General features: G+C 58.3%; 13 protein-coding genes and 1 tRNA gene. 9 read left to right on the plus strand and 5 right to left on the minus strand.

Annotated features, from left to right (window positions below; genetic code table 11):
* The first annotated feature begins 138 nt into the window (after positions 1-138).
* The 3 genes from nth to MNODULE_RS14250 all read left to right on the plus strand — a co-directional run bounded on the left by nth (position 139) and on the right by MNODULE_RS14250 (position 3,724).
* On the plus strand, positions 139-786 hold the full coding sequence (gene nth, locus MNODULE_RS14240; RefSeq protein ID WP_168060911.1) for an endonuclease III: 648 nt from the start codon (positions 139-141) through the stop codon (positions 784-786).
* A gap of 245 nt (positions 787-1,031) precedes the next feature.
* Complete coding sequence (locus tag MNODULE_RS14245; RefSeq protein WP_168060913.1) at positions 1,032-3,086, plus strand: TOL_0244 family TonB-dependent receptor; 2,055 nt, start codon at positions 1,032-1,034, stop codon at positions 3,084-3,086.
* Positions 3,077-3,724, plus strand: coding sequence for a TOL_0243 family YfiR-like periplasmic protein (locus tag MNODULE_RS14250; RefSeq protein WP_168060915.1), 648 nt, complete (start codon positions 3,077-3,079; stop codon positions 3,722-3,724). The genes MNODULE_RS14245 and MNODULE_RS14250 overlap by 10 nt, the downstream gene beginning before the upstream one ends.
* A 29-nt stretch (positions 3,725-3,753) precedes the next feature.
* On the opposite strand, the gene MNODULE_RS14255 is transcribed toward MNODULE_RS14250, so the two are convergent.
* The gene (locus MNODULE_RS14255) at positions 3,754-5,973 is read right to left on the minus strand and encodes a sensor histidine kinase, YfiR-like protein-associated (protein ID WP_168060917.1); all 2,220 of its coding nucleotides are present in this window, start codon (positions 5,971-5,973) and stop codon (positions 3,754-3,756) included.
* Positions 5,974-6,279: 306 nt separating this feature from the next.
* Here MNODULE_RS14255 and MNODULE_RS14260 point away from each other — a divergent pair, with 306 nt between their 5' ends.
* Positions 6,280-6,666 (plus strand): DUF6982 domain-containing protein, encoded by a 387-nt coding sequence (locus MNODULE_RS14260; protein WP_168060919.1) that lies wholly within the window; start codon positions 6,280-6,282, stop codon positions 6,664-6,666.
* 27 nt (positions 6,667-6,693) lie between these two features.
* On the opposite strand, the gene MNODULE_RS14265 is transcribed toward MNODULE_RS14260, so the two are convergent.
* The 4 genes from MNODULE_RS14265 to MNODULE_RS14280 form a co-directional block, all read right to left on the minus strand.
* Positions 6,694-6,769: transfer RNA gene (locus tag MNODULE_RS14265), tRNA-Met, on the minus strand.
* Between the two features lie 131 nt (positions 6,770-6,900).
* On the minus strand, positions 6,901-7,911 hold the full coding sequence (gene trpS, locus MNODULE_RS14270) for a tryptophan--tRNA ligase (protein WP_168060921.1): 1,011 nt from the start codon (positions 7,909-7,911) through the stop codon (positions 6,901-6,903).
* A gap of 21 nt (positions 7,912-7,932) precedes the next feature.
* The gene (locus MNODULE_RS14275; protein ID WP_168060922.1) at positions 7,933-8,730 is read right to left on the minus strand and encodes a sirohydrochlorin chelatase; all 798 of its coding nucleotides are present in this window, start codon (positions 8,728-8,730) and stop codon (positions 7,933-7,935) included.
* The gene (locus MNODULE_RS14280; RefSeq protein WP_168060924.1) at positions 8,727-9,731 is read right to left on the minus strand and encodes an anthranilate phosphoribosyltransferase; all 1,005 of its coding nucleotides are present in this window, start codon (positions 9,729-9,731) and stop codon (positions 8,727-8,729) included. Before MNODULE_RS14280 ends, MNODULE_RS14275 begins: the two co-directional genes overlap by 4 nt.
* 162 nt (positions 9,732-9,893) lie before the next feature.
* Here MNODULE_RS14280 and MNODULE_RS14285 point away from each other — a divergent pair, with 162 nt between their 5' ends.
* The 5 genes from MNODULE_RS14285 to MNODULE_RS14305 all read left to right on the plus strand — a co-directional run bounded on the left by MNODULE_RS14285 (position 9,894) and on the right by MNODULE_RS14305 (position 13,857).
* The gene (locus tag MNODULE_RS14285; protein ID WP_168060926.1) at positions 9,894-10,655 is read left to right on the plus strand and encodes an alpha/beta hydrolase family protein; all 762 of its coding nucleotides are present in this window, start codon (positions 9,894-9,896) and stop codon (positions 10,653-10,655) included.
* A 177-nt stretch (positions 10,656-10,832) separates the two neighbouring features.
* Entirely contained in the window at positions 10,833-11,324 is a 492-nt protein-coding gene (locus tag MNODULE_RS14290; RefSeq protein WP_168060928.1) for a response regulator, read from the plus strand.
* Positions 11,325-11,364: 40 nt separating this feature from the next.
* The gene (locus MNODULE_RS14295; protein WP_168060930.1) at positions 11,365-11,676 is read left to right on the plus strand and encodes a hypothetical protein; all 312 of its coding nucleotides are present in this window, start codon (positions 11,365-11,367) and stop codon (positions 11,674-11,676) included.
* 88 nt (positions 11,677-11,764) lie between these two features.
* Entirely contained in the window at positions 11,765-12,934 is a 1,170-nt protein-coding gene (locus MNODULE_RS14300) for a zinc-regulated TonB-dependent outer membrane receptor (protein WP_168060932.1), read from the plus strand.
* Between the two features lie 11 nt (positions 12,935-12,945).
* The gene (locus tag MNODULE_RS14305) at positions 12,946-13,857 is read left to right on the plus strand and encodes a metal ABC transporter substrate-binding protein (protein WP_168060934.1); all 912 of its coding nucleotides are present in this window, start codon (positions 12,946-12,948) and stop codon (positions 13,855-13,857) included.
* The last annotated feature ends 50 nt before the right edge of the window (positions 13,858-13,907 follow it).

A 13,907-nucleotide genomic window follows, 5' to 3' on the forward strand; every position in this document is an offset into this window, starting at 1 on the left:
TTCTTCTCCTCCGCAAAATGAAAACCTCTTTTCATTCTGCCATAGAAAGAGCGGGCGCTACAATCGGGGCGACCATCTCTCATTCCTCGTCTTTTTTCTCCTGGCGAATTCCGTTTAAGATGAACTAGAATAACCCTCATGAAAAACCGATCCGACAAAACGGCTCCGACGGAGCGGCGACGAAAGGCGAAAGCAATCATCGCCGCGCTGAAGCGGCTCTATCCCGAGGCGAAGACGGTGCTCCGCTACGGCAGCCCTTGGGAGCTTTACGTCGCGGTGGTCCTCTCCGCGCAGACGACCGACAAAAAGGTCAACGAGGTGACCGAGCGGCTTTTCAAAAAATACCGGACCCTTGATGATTACGTCAATGCCGATCCGGAGGAGTTCAACCGGGAGATCCGGCAGATCGGATTCCACCGGAACAAAACGAAGAGCATCCTGGGAGCGGCAAAAAAAGTGAAAGAGCAGTTCGCCGGGGAGGTCCCGCGGACGATGGAAGCGCTCCGAACCCTTCCCGGCGTCGGCCGCAAGACGGCCAATGTGATCCAGGCGGAGGCCTTCGGCATCGCAGAGGGGATCGCGGTCGACACCCACGTCAAGCGTCTCGCCCGGCGCTGGGGGCTGACGAACGAGACCGATCCCGACAAGATCGAGCGGGACCTGATGGCGATTCTGCCCAGGGAAGATTGGCTCCATTTCAATTTTCGCGTCGTCGATTATGGACGGGACTATTGCCCCGCGCGGCCTCACCCGCATGAAGCCTGCCCGCTGAGCCGGTTTGGTTAGGAGCCGATGCGTGGCGGAACGCCTCCGGCCCGCTGCATGAGAGGACGGCGACCCATCCGGAAATACCCTCCATGAAAATACCTGTCTTCAATAACACTTCCAAATAATCTGCGATCGCTGTGAAAAATTTTGTTTTTAATGGATGACAATTTCCTTTTTGTATCTTATAATTTCAAACTTATAATCTGCGTCATTAGCATTGCAGCTGCAACTTTCACCCTCCACCTGCAAGGAGCTTCCAGAGAATGACCATCCGAAGGGGGATCGTTCTTCACCACGCCCGGCGCATCCTGGCGGAGGCGCTTTTTCTCACGGTGGTTCTGCTCCTGATCGAAAACCGGCCCCTCGCCTGGGGTCAAGAAGTCTCCCACGCCACAAAACCCCAAGACGCTCTCACGGAGCTCAGCCTGGAAGAGCTGATGAACGTGGAGATCGTCACCTACTCCAAAAGTCCGATCAAATGGTTCAATACCCCGGCGGCGATCTTTGTGATCACGCAGGAGGACATCCGCCGGTCCGGCGTCACCAGCGTTCCGGAGGCGCTGCGGATGGCCCCCGGCGTTCAGGTCGCCCGGATCAATGCAAATCAGTGGGCGATCGGGATCCGGGGATTCACCAGCCGTCTCTCCAGATCGATCCTTGTATTGATCGACGGGCGGAGCGTCTACAATCCCCTCTTTGCCGGCGTTTACTGGGAAGTGCAAGATCTGCTGCTGGAAGACATCGAACGGATCGAAGTGATCCGCGGGCCGGGCGGGGTCATCTGGGGGGCAAACGCGGTCAACGGGGTGATCAACATTATCACCAAACATTCAAAAGAGACCCAGGGGGGATTGGTCACGCTCGGAGCCGGGACGGAAGAGCGCGGCTTCGGCGGGGTTCGCTACGGTGGAAGGTCCGGCGAGGACCTCCATTACCGGGTCTACGCAAAATACTTCGATCGGGATGCCGGCTTTCATCCGGACGGGGTCGATTTCGACGATTGGCGGATGGGCCGGGCGGGGTTTCGCACCGATCTCGATCTAACGGACCGCGACGCCTTCACCCTCCAAGGAGATTTTTACACCGGGGAGGCGGGGCAGCGGACCACGTTCGGAACCTACACCCCCCCTTTCTCGCAAACGGTCTTAAGAGACGCCGATCTTTCCGGCGGGAATCTTTTGTTCCGCTGGGGCCGCGTCCGAAGCGAGCGGTCCGACTGGACGTTGAAGGCCTATTATGATTATACGAACCGGGAAGAGGCGAATTTCGAGGAAGAGCGGCACACCCTCGATTTTGATTTTCAGCACCGCCTCCGCTTTACCCAAAGCCGGGAGCTGATTTGGGGGGCCGGCTACCGGCTTAACTCGGACGATACAAGCGGCGTCGAGACGGTGGAATTTATCCCCGCGGACCGGACCGATGCGATCTATAGCGCCTTCGTCCAGTACCAGATCGGTTTTATCGATGACCGGGTGGTCCTGACCCTCGGCTCCAAGTTCGAGCACAACGACTACAGCGGGTTCGAGCTCCAGCCGAGTGGAAGAGCGCTTTGGAAGCCGACCGAAACACAGGTGGTCTGGGGCGCCGTGACCCGGGCCGTCCGGACCCCCACCCGGCTGGAGCATGATTTGGCGCTCTCCGGCGTGCTGGATCCGGCCACGAATACGTTCGGCCGCATCCTCCCGAACGAGTCGTTTGAATCGGAGACGATGATCGCCTATGAACTCGGATACCGGGTTCAACCACAGCCCCGGCTCTCTTTCACATCGACCACGTTCTATAACAAGTACGCGAACCTTTCGACCCTGGAGATGGGGGCCCCGTCATTCACCGAGGCGGCCCCTCCCGGCCCCGACAGGGTGATCGTTCCGTTTTTCCTCACCAATCAGATGGACGGACATACCTACGGCGTGGAGCTGATGACCGACTGGCAGGCGAAGGAGTGGTGGCGGGTCAACTTCATCTACTCGTTCCTTCAAATCCACCTGAACGCGCAAGCCGGTTTTCCGACCCGGGAAAGCAGCGAAACGGGAACGGAAGAGTCGAGCCCCCATCATCAGGCGGGACTCCGCTCGATGATCGATCTGCCGGGGAACCTGGAGCTCGATTGGTTTCTCCGGTATGTCGACCGCCTTCCCGCCCAGGTAGTGAAGCGATATTATAACCTCGATCTTCGGCTCGGCTGGCATCCCACGGAGAAAGTGGAACTCTCGGTCGTCGGCCAGAACCTGCTCGGTCGGCAGCATGCGGAATTTGCCCGGGGGGTGGTCGAGGTGGAACGCGGCGTCTATGCAAAGGTGATCGTTCAATGGGAATGAAGCGCCAATCGCTCCTTCAGAGACTTTCTATCTTTTTCCTGCTGATCGCGATCGGTGTCGCCTTTCTGCCTTTGGAGGCCAAACCGCAAACAGCGACGGAATATCAGGTCAAGGCGGCGTTTCTTTTCAACTTTGCCAAATTCGTCGATTGGCCGGCGGAAGCGATCTCGAATGATCCGGCCTTCGTGATCGGAATTCTGGGAGACGATCCATTTGGGAGACTGATCGATGAAGCGGTTGCGGGAAAAACCGTTCAAGACAAGCCGATTCTTGTAAAACGGTTTTCGAAGATCGAGGAGGCGGCCGGGGCCCATATTCTTTTTATCAGCGATTCGGAGGCGGGAAATGCCTCCCGGATCGTGAAGCAGTTGAGCCGGGCGCCGGTCTTGACCGTCAGCGATATCGACCATTTCGCCGAACGGGGGGGGATGGTCCAATTGGAGACGGAGCAGAACCGGGTTCGCTTCGCGATCAACGTCGCCGCGGTGGAGCGGGCCGGATTGAAACCGAGCTCTCAGCTATTGAAATTGGCCCGAATCGTGCCGGAGGGAGGAGCCTACCGGGAAGTCCCATTTGATGTCGGCACTTCGGATCATCCACTCGTTGCCGGGTTTCGATTAACGAATAGCGATTTATGAATAACGTCTTTGGTTCCGGCGATGCCGGACTAGGAGGCGCTCTCTTTCACCCGTTCGAGCCGATAGGGGAGGTAAACGGTAAAGGTCGATCCTTTTTCATATTCGCTCTCGACACGAATCTCCCCTTGTAACAGATCGATCAGTTTTTTAACGATCGCCAACCCCAACCCCACCCCCCCGAACTCCCTGGTCGCGCTCGCATCGACCTGATGAAACGCATCGAATATTTTCGGAAGCTCTTCTGGTTTGATGCCGATTCCGGTGTCTTGGATTGAAAACGCAATTCCCCCTCTCTCCGGCCGGTCTTTCACCGAGATCGTCACCCCTCCCTTTTTCGTGAATTTCACGGCATTCGACAGGAAATTGATGGTGATCTGTTTGATTTTCTCCGCGTCGGATTGAATGACCGGAAAGGTCTCCGGGGGATGAAACCGGGCAAAAAGCGATTTTTTCTCAAAGAGCGGCTGCATTCCGGACAGAATGCCCTCAATGAGGGCGGGGATGTCGACCGGTCCGAGACGAATCGCCATTTTTCCCGATTCGATCCGGGAGAGATCGAGCACGTCATTCACCAGATTTAAAAGGTCATTTGCGTTTCGGACCACCCCTTCCAAGGGGGCTTTTTGATCCTGGCCGACGGCGCCGTAGGTCTCGTCCAGCAGCAGCGAGCTATAGCCGATAATGGCATTGATCGGCGTTCTCAGCTCATGGGAGACGTTCGAAACAAAGTCCGATTTGATCCGGCTCGCCTCCAGCGCTTGGATCGTCTTCTGCTTCAGCTCTTCTTCCGCTTCCCGCTGCTGCGTGATATCTTCCGCGATTCCGGCCATCCGGTAAACCCGGCCGGATCGATCGTGAATCGGGAAGCTGCGGTCTCGAATCCAACGGCTCGACCCATCGGGACGGACGACACGGTAGACGATATCGGTCCCCTCTCCCCGGGCTTGCCGCTCCAGTGAAGCCTTCATTCGGGGCTGATCTTCCGGGTGAATGGCGTCTACAAAAGATTTCGGCTGCCGATAGAGGCTCTCGCAACTTCTCCCCCAGATTTTTTCATAGGCGGGACTGATATAAAGCATCTCCTGTTTGAACGTATCGGACATCCAGAAGACTTGATGAATGTTCTCCGCGAGTTGGCGGAATCGGTTTTCAGACTCTTTTAATTGGACCTCGGCCTCTTTCCGCTCGGTGATGTCCGTGATCGTTCCGATGTAGCCCATCACCGCGCCCGATTCGTTGCGCAGCGCAATAGCGCTGCCGTAAAGCCAGGTCACCTTTCCTTGCGGCGTTTGGAAGCGGTACTCGGAGGCAAACTCGCGCCCGGCCTTCGCGGCGTCGTACCATTCGTTAAAAACCCGCTCCTTGTCCTCGGGGTGCAACGCGCGCATCCAGCCTTCCCCTTTTGCCTCTTCCGGCGTCATCCCCGCCATGTCGCACCAGCGCTCGTTGACAAAAAGACAGTTCCCCTTGGGGTCGGTCTGAAAAATACCGACCGGCGCATGGCTGGTCAGGGTCCGAAACCGCAGCTCGCTCGCCCCCAGGGCCGCATCCCGGGTCTGGATCTCATCGAGCATCTCATTGAATCCCTGCACCAGGAGGCCCAACTCGTCCCGGCCGTGCTTCTGCGCCCGGATCGTATAGTCTTTCCGGATGGAGATCGCTTTCGCCGTTTTGGCCAAATGTGAAATCGGCTCGGAAACGACCCGCTGAAACCGGGAGGCGAGCAACAGGGCGACGAAGGAGGCGGCCACGATCAAGCCCGCGGTCACCGCGGTGTATTGTCTGAGCGCCGAATAGAGATCTTCCAGATCGGATTGGATGTAAACCGTGCCGACCCGATCCTCTCCTAAGAAGATGGGACGAAAAACGACCAGCGCGTTTCTCTCAAAACGGGAAAGGGCCGGTTCAACGGGGGGAGGCTGAAATCCTTCCGGCGCGGGATCCCTGACGTAGGTGGAAAAAACCCGGCCTTCTTTGGTGTAAATGGCGGCGGCAATGACGCGCGGGTAGGCCGCCAAGGCCGCCAACGTCTCTTCCCCGGCCTTGGGGTCGTTGAAGGTCAGCGCCGCCGTGCTGTTGGTGCCGATGACGGCCGCCAACGTGGAGAGATTATACGTCAAGCTCTGCCGTACTTTGAGGATCTGGTAGCTGATCGAAGCGATGCCGGCCAGCATCAAGACGATGCTGCTGGTCATCAGCGTCAGGAACATCAGCTTGGATTTAATGGACCGATCTTGAAACCGAAGCATTCGACTCCGAAAAATGCTCTTTAATCTCAGTCGTTTCGGGGCGCCTTCTGCGTCACACGCCGGCCGGTTTTCCACGCATCGCAAAAAACGGAGCAGCCGCTCCTTTTTCGACGACGCATTTTGTCCAGAATAAGAAGATACCTGACTCTTCGAGGGTATTCAAGACCCTCTCGATTCCACCGGGAAAGTGAAATTAAGGGGATGACAATGAATATCCAGTTATTGTATAATTCTCTTCCCCTGATCGGCGGGATGATCGCAGCGGTCATTTTCACAGTAGACGTAAAATCTCAGAGAGGGATGGCAATGCAAAACAGGATCGTTCTCCATTTTCAAAACGGAGAGGTCGTCAAGGGAAGCACCGGCGACTTCTCCCCGGAAAAACCTTGGTTCCACCTTACCAAAAAAAGCTCGGGAGAAACAATCAAAATTGACCCCTCGCGATTGAAGGGAATTTTCTTCGTGAAGTGCTTCGACGGAAATCCGACCTATAAAGAGCGGATCGATGTGGAGCGGCCGGGGCTGGGTCGAAGAGTGATGGTCTGCTTCAAAGACGGGGAGAATCTCTTCGGCTACACCACGGGCGTCTCTCCCGGAAGAAAGGGATTCTTTCTCTTTTTCTCGGATCCGGAAAACAACAACGAGAAAGTCTTCGTCCTCACCGCCGCTACGGATGATGTGCTGTTAGGATAGACCGGCTCTGAGAAGAGGAAAGAAGGATGGTAGCGGCGGAGGGCCTCGAACCCCCGACACGCGGATTATGATTCCGCTGCTCTACCAACTGAGCTACGCCGCCATGATTTGATCCAGGAAAGACAACGGGTTTGGTTATATCATTTTTCGCTTTGTGCGTCAATCGAGAAGCATCTTAAATGTAGAGACGTCCCGCCGGGACGTCTCTACAGGTCCGCATTCCGCAATCGATCTTCACCCCTGAAACGGGTAGTCGATCTTCATCGCCCGGCGGACCTGGCCCATCGTCTCCTGTGCCACCGCGCGGGCGCGCCGGGTTCCTTCCTTTAAAATCTCATCGATCGCCTTCTCGTCTTGGTCGTACTTGGCGCGCTGCTCGCGAATCGGATCCAAAAAAGCGTTCAGTGCGCGGGTAAGTTTCTTTTTCACCTCGACGTCGCCGACCTTCCCTTGAACATAACGCTCCTTGAGATCGGCCACCTCTTCCTTGTCCGGGTTGAAGGCGTCGTGGTAGACGAAAACCGGGTTTCCTTCGATATGCCCCGGGTCGGTCGCGCGAAGACGGGTCGGATCGGTATACATCCGCATCACCTTCGCCTCGACCGCCTTCGCGTCGTCGGCCAGATAAATCGCGTTGCCGAGGCTCTTGCTCATCTTCGCCTGGCCGTCGATGCCGGGAAGCCGCGCGAATTCCCCCACCTTCGCCTGCGGCTCGACCAAAACCGGCGCGTAAAAGGTGTTGAACCGCCGGACGATCTCCACCGTCTGCTCGATCATCGGAAGCTGGTCTTTTCCCACCGGCACGAGATCGGCGTTGAAGATCGTAATGTCGGCCGCCTGATGAACCGGGTAGACGAGGAATCCCGCCGGGAGATTCTGCTCGAACCCCTTCTGCTGCATCTCGTCTTTCACCGTCGGGTTGCGCTGAAGGCGCGCGACCGTCACCAGGTTGAGATAATAGACCGCCAGCTCGGCGATCTCCGGAATCAACGACTGAATGAAAATCGTGCTTTTGCCCGGATCGATCCCGACTGCAAGATAATCCTTGGTCACTTCGCGGATGTTCTGCTGCAAGATCTCCGGATGCTCGAAGTGGTCTGTCAGCGCCTGGACGTCGGCGATCAGGATGAAGGTCTCATACTCCTCTTGAAGCTTCACCCGATTGACCAAAGAGCCGACGTAATGTCCCAGATGGAGCCGGCCGGTCGGCCGGTCCCCCGTTAAAATCCGTTTCTTTTGATTCATCCTTCCTCCCGTATTACTGTATTACCCGTTCGACCGGACCCTCAAACCGTTGGCGACAGGCCAGGCCCCTTGAACCCCTTCCCAGACGATCTCCGCCAGCAGCGGGTGGATGCCGAAGGGGTCGGCCATCCGGATGGAGAGGGCGGGATCGATCTCCCGGAATTTCTCCACTCTCAAACGAATCCCCTGCAACACTCTCCCGGTAAAAAGAACGCAAGGGAAGACAACGATCGACGTGATCCCCATCCCAAGACAACGGGCAAAGGCGTCCGGCATCGACGGCCAGGCCATCTCAGCGAAGCAGGGAAGAAAATGGACTTGAGGGAGCATCGGCCTTAACTTCGCCGCGAAGTGCTCGACCGCTTCGATCCCCCTGGAATCGCTGCTCCCGTTCGCCACCAGAAGAAGGGCGGTCCGGTCCTCCTCCGCGGGAAGGGGACCGATCCGGATCTTCGCCAACTCCAGCAGTTTCGGGTGCCGGTGCATCGCCTCCCCGAAGTGGATCGGGACCGCTCGATGCCGCGTCCCCGCCTCGGATAAAAAGCGCGGTAAATCACTGGAAACATGGCGGCCGGGAAAAAGGAAAAGCGGGTAGACCCAGATCCGTGCCGCCCCCTCGGCCGCGGCGCGATCGATCGCCTCCGGGATCGACGGGGCGGTCAGCTCTAAGTAGCCGGGGGAAACCCGCGGAAAACCGCTCCATTCCTTGAAGAAAGCGACAAAGCGCTCGAACTCCTCGACCGCCGCCGGATCGCGGCTTCCATGTCCCAGCAGAAGAATCGTGTCGGTCCGGGCATCCGGTTTGGCTCCCCCCATCATGCCGCCGCACTCTCCTTTAGCTTGCGAAGCCCCGCGCCCTCGTTGAGAACCTGCTCCGCCCGCTTCCACCCGTCCACAAGGGTCGGCGCCTCCCCCACCGCGAGAAGGCCGGCCGCGGCGGTCAGCAGCACCCACTCCCGCACCGGTCCGATCTTTTCGCCGGCGAGAATCTTTTCAACCAGACCGGCTTGCTCCTCCGGCTCCCCTCCCGGAATATCGCTCCGTTTGGCCCAGGAGAGGCCGAACTCCGCGGCGGCGATCGAGAGCGGCGCCGCCTCCCCGTTTACTGCGAGAAACCCCTTTGTCTCCGAGGTGATCGACGGCTCCGGCCCTCCCTCGACCCCTCGGACGATCAAGGTGCGGCGGCTTCCAAGCCGCTTCAATACCTCCAGGGTCTTCTCGAAATAAGGGGGATGGGAGATCCCGATGAGGTGCCGGCCGGAATCGGCCGGATCGACCATCCTGCAGACGGCGTTGAAGAGGGTCCGAACGCCGAGCTCGGTCCGCAGCAATTGGAAACGGTGGAGGGGGGGATTGAACTTGGCCACATCGAGATAGAGAAAGCCCTGCCGCTCTAAGATGGTCGATCCCTCCTGCGGGGTGAAATCGACGCAGATCCCGAGCGAGCGCAACACATCGGCCGCCCCCAGCCGTCCCGGGGCGCCGGAAAAGCCATGCAGCAGGACCGGCCGTCCGGACGCCGCGATCAAAAATGCCGCCGGGATGATCGCATGGAAAAAAAATTTCTTCCCCGCATAAACCGGGATATCGAGCGGGACCACTCCCCGCTTGAGCATCAACGGCTTATTGTAATCCCGGCAGACCTCGGTAAAGGCGCGCATCTCCTCATTCGTCTCATTCTTCACCCGCATCGCGATCAGAAGGCCCCCCGCCTGGGCCGGCGTCGCCTCTCCGGAGAGAAGCAGCTGCGCCGCCTCGCGCGCCTCTTCATAAGTCAGGTCTTGGGCCGCCTTCTCCCCCGCTCCGACTTTATGAACCAAATATTGCATCCGTCCCAGCATAATGCCCGTATTATGGAGAGAGATGAAAAGGGTGTCAAGGGAGAAACCCGTTAAAACACGGGAGGAGGGCGGGGGAGAAGTTGCTTGCAAGCGATCCGGCAAAAAGGTATCCTGTTTCTCAATGATATGAACGGAGGGCGCATGGAGAAAAAACTCGAACTGAATCTGACCGATCAGCAGAAAACCTCGGTCGTTCTGGCGACTCCCGAGGGATCGACCTCCCGGGCCGTCCTCCTCTGCCACGGTTTTATGTCGAGCAAGGAGAGCGAGACCAACCGAACCCTCACCCCCCGCCTTCTCTCCAAGCGGATCGCGGCCTGCCGGTTCGATTTCTTCGGCCACGGCGAGAGCGACGGCCCTTTCTCGCGCCTGACGCTGACCCAATGCCTGGAGCAGACGGAGGGGATGATCCGCTGGTTAAACGAAAACGGATATACGGAGGTCGGCCTGGTCGGATCGAGCTTCGGCGGATTGGTCGCCATCCATGCCGCCGCGAAACACCCGGCGCTCTTCGCCGTCGCCCTCAAATGCCCCGTCTCCGACTACCCGCCGATCTGGCGGGCGCAGCTGGGAGAAACCGGGATGAGCCATTGGAAGGAGAGCGGCCTCCTCGCGATCGCCACCCCGCATGGAAAGGCCCGGCTCGACTATGCCTTCTATGAGGATCAATTGAAATACGACACCTACCGGGCGGCCGCGCAGATCAAACCTCCCACGCTGATCGTTCATGGCGAGGCCGACGAATATGTCCCGTTCGACCAGAGCCTCCGCCTCTTCGACACCCTTCGCCTTCCGAACGACCAGAGAGAGATGGAGGCGATCCCCGGCGCCAACCATGAGTTTTCCAAACCGGAAGATTTCGAGCGGATGATCACCCGGATCGAGAAGTGGATCACGAAATAGCCGCGTTTCAGGCGGGCATCCCCTCCAACCCTCGTAGTTACTTTTCCCCCTTGTAGTCTCAATGGGCCTGGTGTAGAATCCGCTGCACAAACTCGAAAAAATGTTGCTTATGACGCTGCCTCCCTGATCTCCCGGACAGCCTCACCCTTATGCCTTGCGCCTTATGAAGGAGGAGAAATGCCGCACAAAGTCCTTGCGGTGGATGACAATATCGATACAATCCTCATTCTCTCCGCGGTGCTTGAAAGAGAGGGGTACGAGGTGATCACCGCAAAGGATGGTTTAGAGGCGGTAGAAAAGGTCGAGCGTGATCTCCCCGCACTGGTTCTGCTCGATCTGATGATGCCGAAGATGAACGGCTTTGAAGTCTGCCGGGCGATCCGCGGAAATCCAAAAACCAGCCACATTCCGATTCTGATGCTCACGGCGAAAACCGACCCTTTTTCCCGGGAGCAGGGGCTCGCCCTCGGCGCCAACGAGTACCTCACCAAGCCGCTGAACCCGAAGGAGATTCTCACGAAAGTCAGAGAACACCTCCTCCCGACCGAACCGCCCCCTCCCCCTCCGGGAGCGCTCACCGTCTCTTTGACGGGAGTGATCGCGCTGATTGGGGAATTGATCCGCACATGGGCCGCCTTTCTCGCACCCCGCTCCTCGCCGGCGAAATAAAGCGTTGACATTCGGCTCGCTTTTTGATTAGCTTTGCGTCATGTATTCAAGCATCCTCAAAAAGGATCAGACCCTCCGCCTGCTGACCCTCGGTCTGGTTCTTTATCTTTTCCTCTTCTCCGGCTTCGCCCTCTTTCACGCCTATTCCGAAGACGAGTTGGTCGACCCGCACGGTTGCGCGATCGGCCTCTGGGTCCAGAACAGCCAGGCGTCGGTTCCGTTCCTCGCCGCGCTGGCCCTCTTTCTCATCCACCTCACCGGGAACCCGCTTCCGAGGCTCTTCCTCCCGGTCGAGCGGATTTCTCTCCAAAAACCGACCCGCGCCCCGCCGCACCACGCTTCTCTCCTCTAACTCCATTCATTTGAACAGGATCGCGCCGGAGGTCCCATATCGGGCGGGATCTTGCGCGACGATTTCCACCCATCGACATGGAGGAAGCATGATGCGTTCTATTCTGTTCGCCCTGATACTATTCGGGGCGATCCTTGGGATCGCCCTGCCGGCGCGAAGCGCCCAGACGTTCAATCCGGAGATTTCACTCGACGGCCTTTTCTCCGCCGCCACCTTTTCCGATCCGGACCATCTGCAATTCGGCGCCCACGATCCGAACAAACGAGGGTTCACCCTCCAGAATCTCGAATTGACCCTCGCCGGCAATGTCGACCCTTACTTTCGGGGCGAAGCCCACCTGATTTTCGGTCTCGAAGATGGCGAATCATTTATCGAAGTGGAAGAAGCCTTCCTAACCACTCTTTCTCTTCCCTACGGCCTTCAGATCATGGGGGGACAATTCTTCACCCGGTTCGGCCGGCAAAACCCGCTCCATCCGCATGCCTGGGACTTTGCCGATCAGAACATCATCAACACGCTGATGTTCGGCGGCGATGGTTTAAGGAGCCCGGGCATACAGCTCTCCGCTCTGCTGCCGCTCCCTTTTTATCTGGAGTTGATCGGAAGCGCCCAGAATGCCGAAGGAGAAACGGCAACCAGCTTTCTCTTCGCTCCCGGGGAGACCTTCGCCGGCCGGCCGATTCTCGAGCGCGATGTGCACGATGAAGGGGACCTTCTTTATCTGAGCCGGATCAAAACCTCGCTCGATCTCTCGGAGAGCGTGACCCTTGTCGCGGGGACCTCCCATCTCTTCGGCCCCAACGGAACGGGGGAGAATACTTCGACACGGATTCACGGGGTCGATCTCTTTGTGAAATGGAAGCCGCTCACCGCCGATCACGGCTGGCCGTTTGTCACCTTTCAGGGAGAGGCGATGCGCCGCAGCTACGAAGCGGGAGAGGCCACCCTGGACGACGGGACCGTGTTGTCCGGGGAGAAATTCAAGACCGACGGCTTCTACATCCAGTCGCTCTATGGTTTTAAGCGCCGCTGGGTCGCCGGGATCCGATACGAACAGGCCGACGCCACCGATCCGGTCGATCCCGCTTCCGGAGAGCGATGGCGCGCCTCGTCGAACCTGACCTTCTACCCTTCCGAGTTCTCCAAGATCCGCCTTCAGTACAACTATGACAAATCGGACGATCGGGACGACCCGATTCACGCCGTTTTCATTCAGTACGAATTCCTCATCGGCGCTCACGGCGCCCATACGTTTTGAAGGAGGCGGATATGAGACCGATCTATCTTATCGCATCTTTTCTTTTGATTCTCCAGATCGCCCGACCGGTCGAGGCCGCTCCGGTCAATGTGGTCACCACCACCGAAGACCTCGCCGCAATTGCAAAAGAGGTCGGCGGCGAGCGGGTGGAAGTGGAATCCCTTGCAAAGGGGGTCCAAGACCCCCACTTCATCGAGGCGAAACCGAGCTTCATGTTGAAACTCGCCCGGGCCGACCTCTTCGTCCAAGTCGGCCTGGAATTGGAGCAGGCGTGGGTCGGTCCCTTGCTGCTCGGCGCACGGAATGGAAAGATCCGGAGCGGGGCGCCCGGTTTTGTCGATGCTTCAAGAGGAATCACGGCGCTGGAGGTTCCGACGGAGCCGATCGACCGGTCCGCCGGAGACGTCCACCTCCAGGGGAATCCGCACATCTGGCTTGATCCGATGAATGGAAAACAGATTGCGAGGAACATCGCCGAAGGGTTGAAACGGGTCGACCCGAAGGGAGCGGCGGAGTACGACAGGAACCTCGCCGGCTTCTCAACCCGGATCGACGCGGCCCTTTCCCGGTGGCAGGAGAAAATGAAACCGTTCGAGGGGGCGAAGGTGATCACCTATCACAACAGCTGGCCCTATTTCCTGAAACGGTTCGGGCTGGTGGCCGCCGGATATATCGAGCCGAAACCGGGGATACCCTCCTCCACCTCCCACATGAGGGAGTTGATCGCGCTGATCCCGCGGGAGCAGGTGAAGGGGATCCTCATGGAGCCGTATTTCAGCGATCAGGCGCCGAAGTTCCTGGCGGAGAAGACGGGAGCGAAGGTTGTACCGCTTCCACCCTCGGTATCGGCTTCGGCCGGCGTCAACGACTATTTCGAGCTCTTCGATCATTTGACGAACCGCTTGGCGGAGGCATTGCGGTAGGGGCGTGTTGCGATACGCCCCTACGAGAACAGAGACGATCAAAATATCGA

This window comes from Candidatus Manganitrophus noduliformans, from assembly GCF_012184425.1.
GTDB classification, from domain to species: domain Bacteria; phylum Nitrospirota; class Nitrospiria; order SBBL01; family Manganitrophaceae; genus Manganitrophus; species Manganitrophus noduliformans.

What these genes read in the sequence shown, in the direction of transcription:
- nth (WP_168060911.1), top strand. Translation starts at nt 139, where the DNA reads ATGAAAAACCGATCCGACAAAACGGCTCCGACGGAGCGGCGACGAAAG.
- MNODULE_RS14245 (WP_168060913.1), top strand. Translation starts at nt 1,032, where the DNA reads ATGACCATCCGAAGGGGGATCGTTCTTCACCACGCCCGGCGCATCCTG.
- MNODULE_RS14250 (WP_168060915.1), top strand. Translation starts at nt 3,077, where the DNA reads ATGGGAATGAAGCGCCAATCGCTCCTTCAGAGACTTTCTATCTTTTTC.
- MNODULE_RS14255 (WP_168060917.1), bottom strand. Translation starts at nt 5,973, where the DNA reads ATGCTTCGGTTTCAAGATCGGTCCATTAAATCCAAGCTGATGTTCCTG.
- MNODULE_RS14260 (WP_168060919.1), top strand. Translation starts at nt 6,280, where the DNA reads ATGCAAAACAGGATCGTTCTCCATTTTCAAAACGGAGAGGTCGTCAAG.
- trpS (WP_168060921.1), bottom strand. Translation starts at nt 7,911, where the DNA reads ATGAATCAAAAGAAACGGATTTTAACGGGGGACCGGCCGACCGGCCGG.
- MNODULE_RS14275 (WP_168060922.1), bottom strand. Translation starts at nt 8,730, where the DNA reads ATGATGGGGGGAGCCAAACCGGATGCCCGGACCGACACGATTCTTCTG.
- MNODULE_RS14285 (WP_168060926.1), top strand. Translation starts at nt 9,894, where the DNA reads ATGGAGAAAAAACTCGAACTGAATCTGACCGATCAGCAGAAAACCTCG.
- MNODULE_RS14290 (WP_168060928.1), top strand. Translation starts at nt 10,833, where the DNA reads ATGCCGCACAAAGTCCTTGCGGTGGATGACAATATCGATACAATCCTC.
- MNODULE_RS14295 (WP_168060930.1), top strand. Translation starts at nt 11,365, where the DNA reads ATGTATTCAAGCATCCTCAAAAAGGATCAGACCCTCCGCCTGCTGACC.
- MNODULE_RS14300 (WP_168060932.1), top strand. Translation starts at nt 11,765, where the DNA reads ATGATGCGTTCTATTCTGTTCGCCCTGATACTATTCGGGGCGATCCTT.
- MNODULE_RS14305 (WP_168060934.1), top strand. Translation starts at nt 12,946, where the DNA reads ATGAGACCGATCTATCTTATCGCATCTTTTCTTTTGATTCTCCAGATC.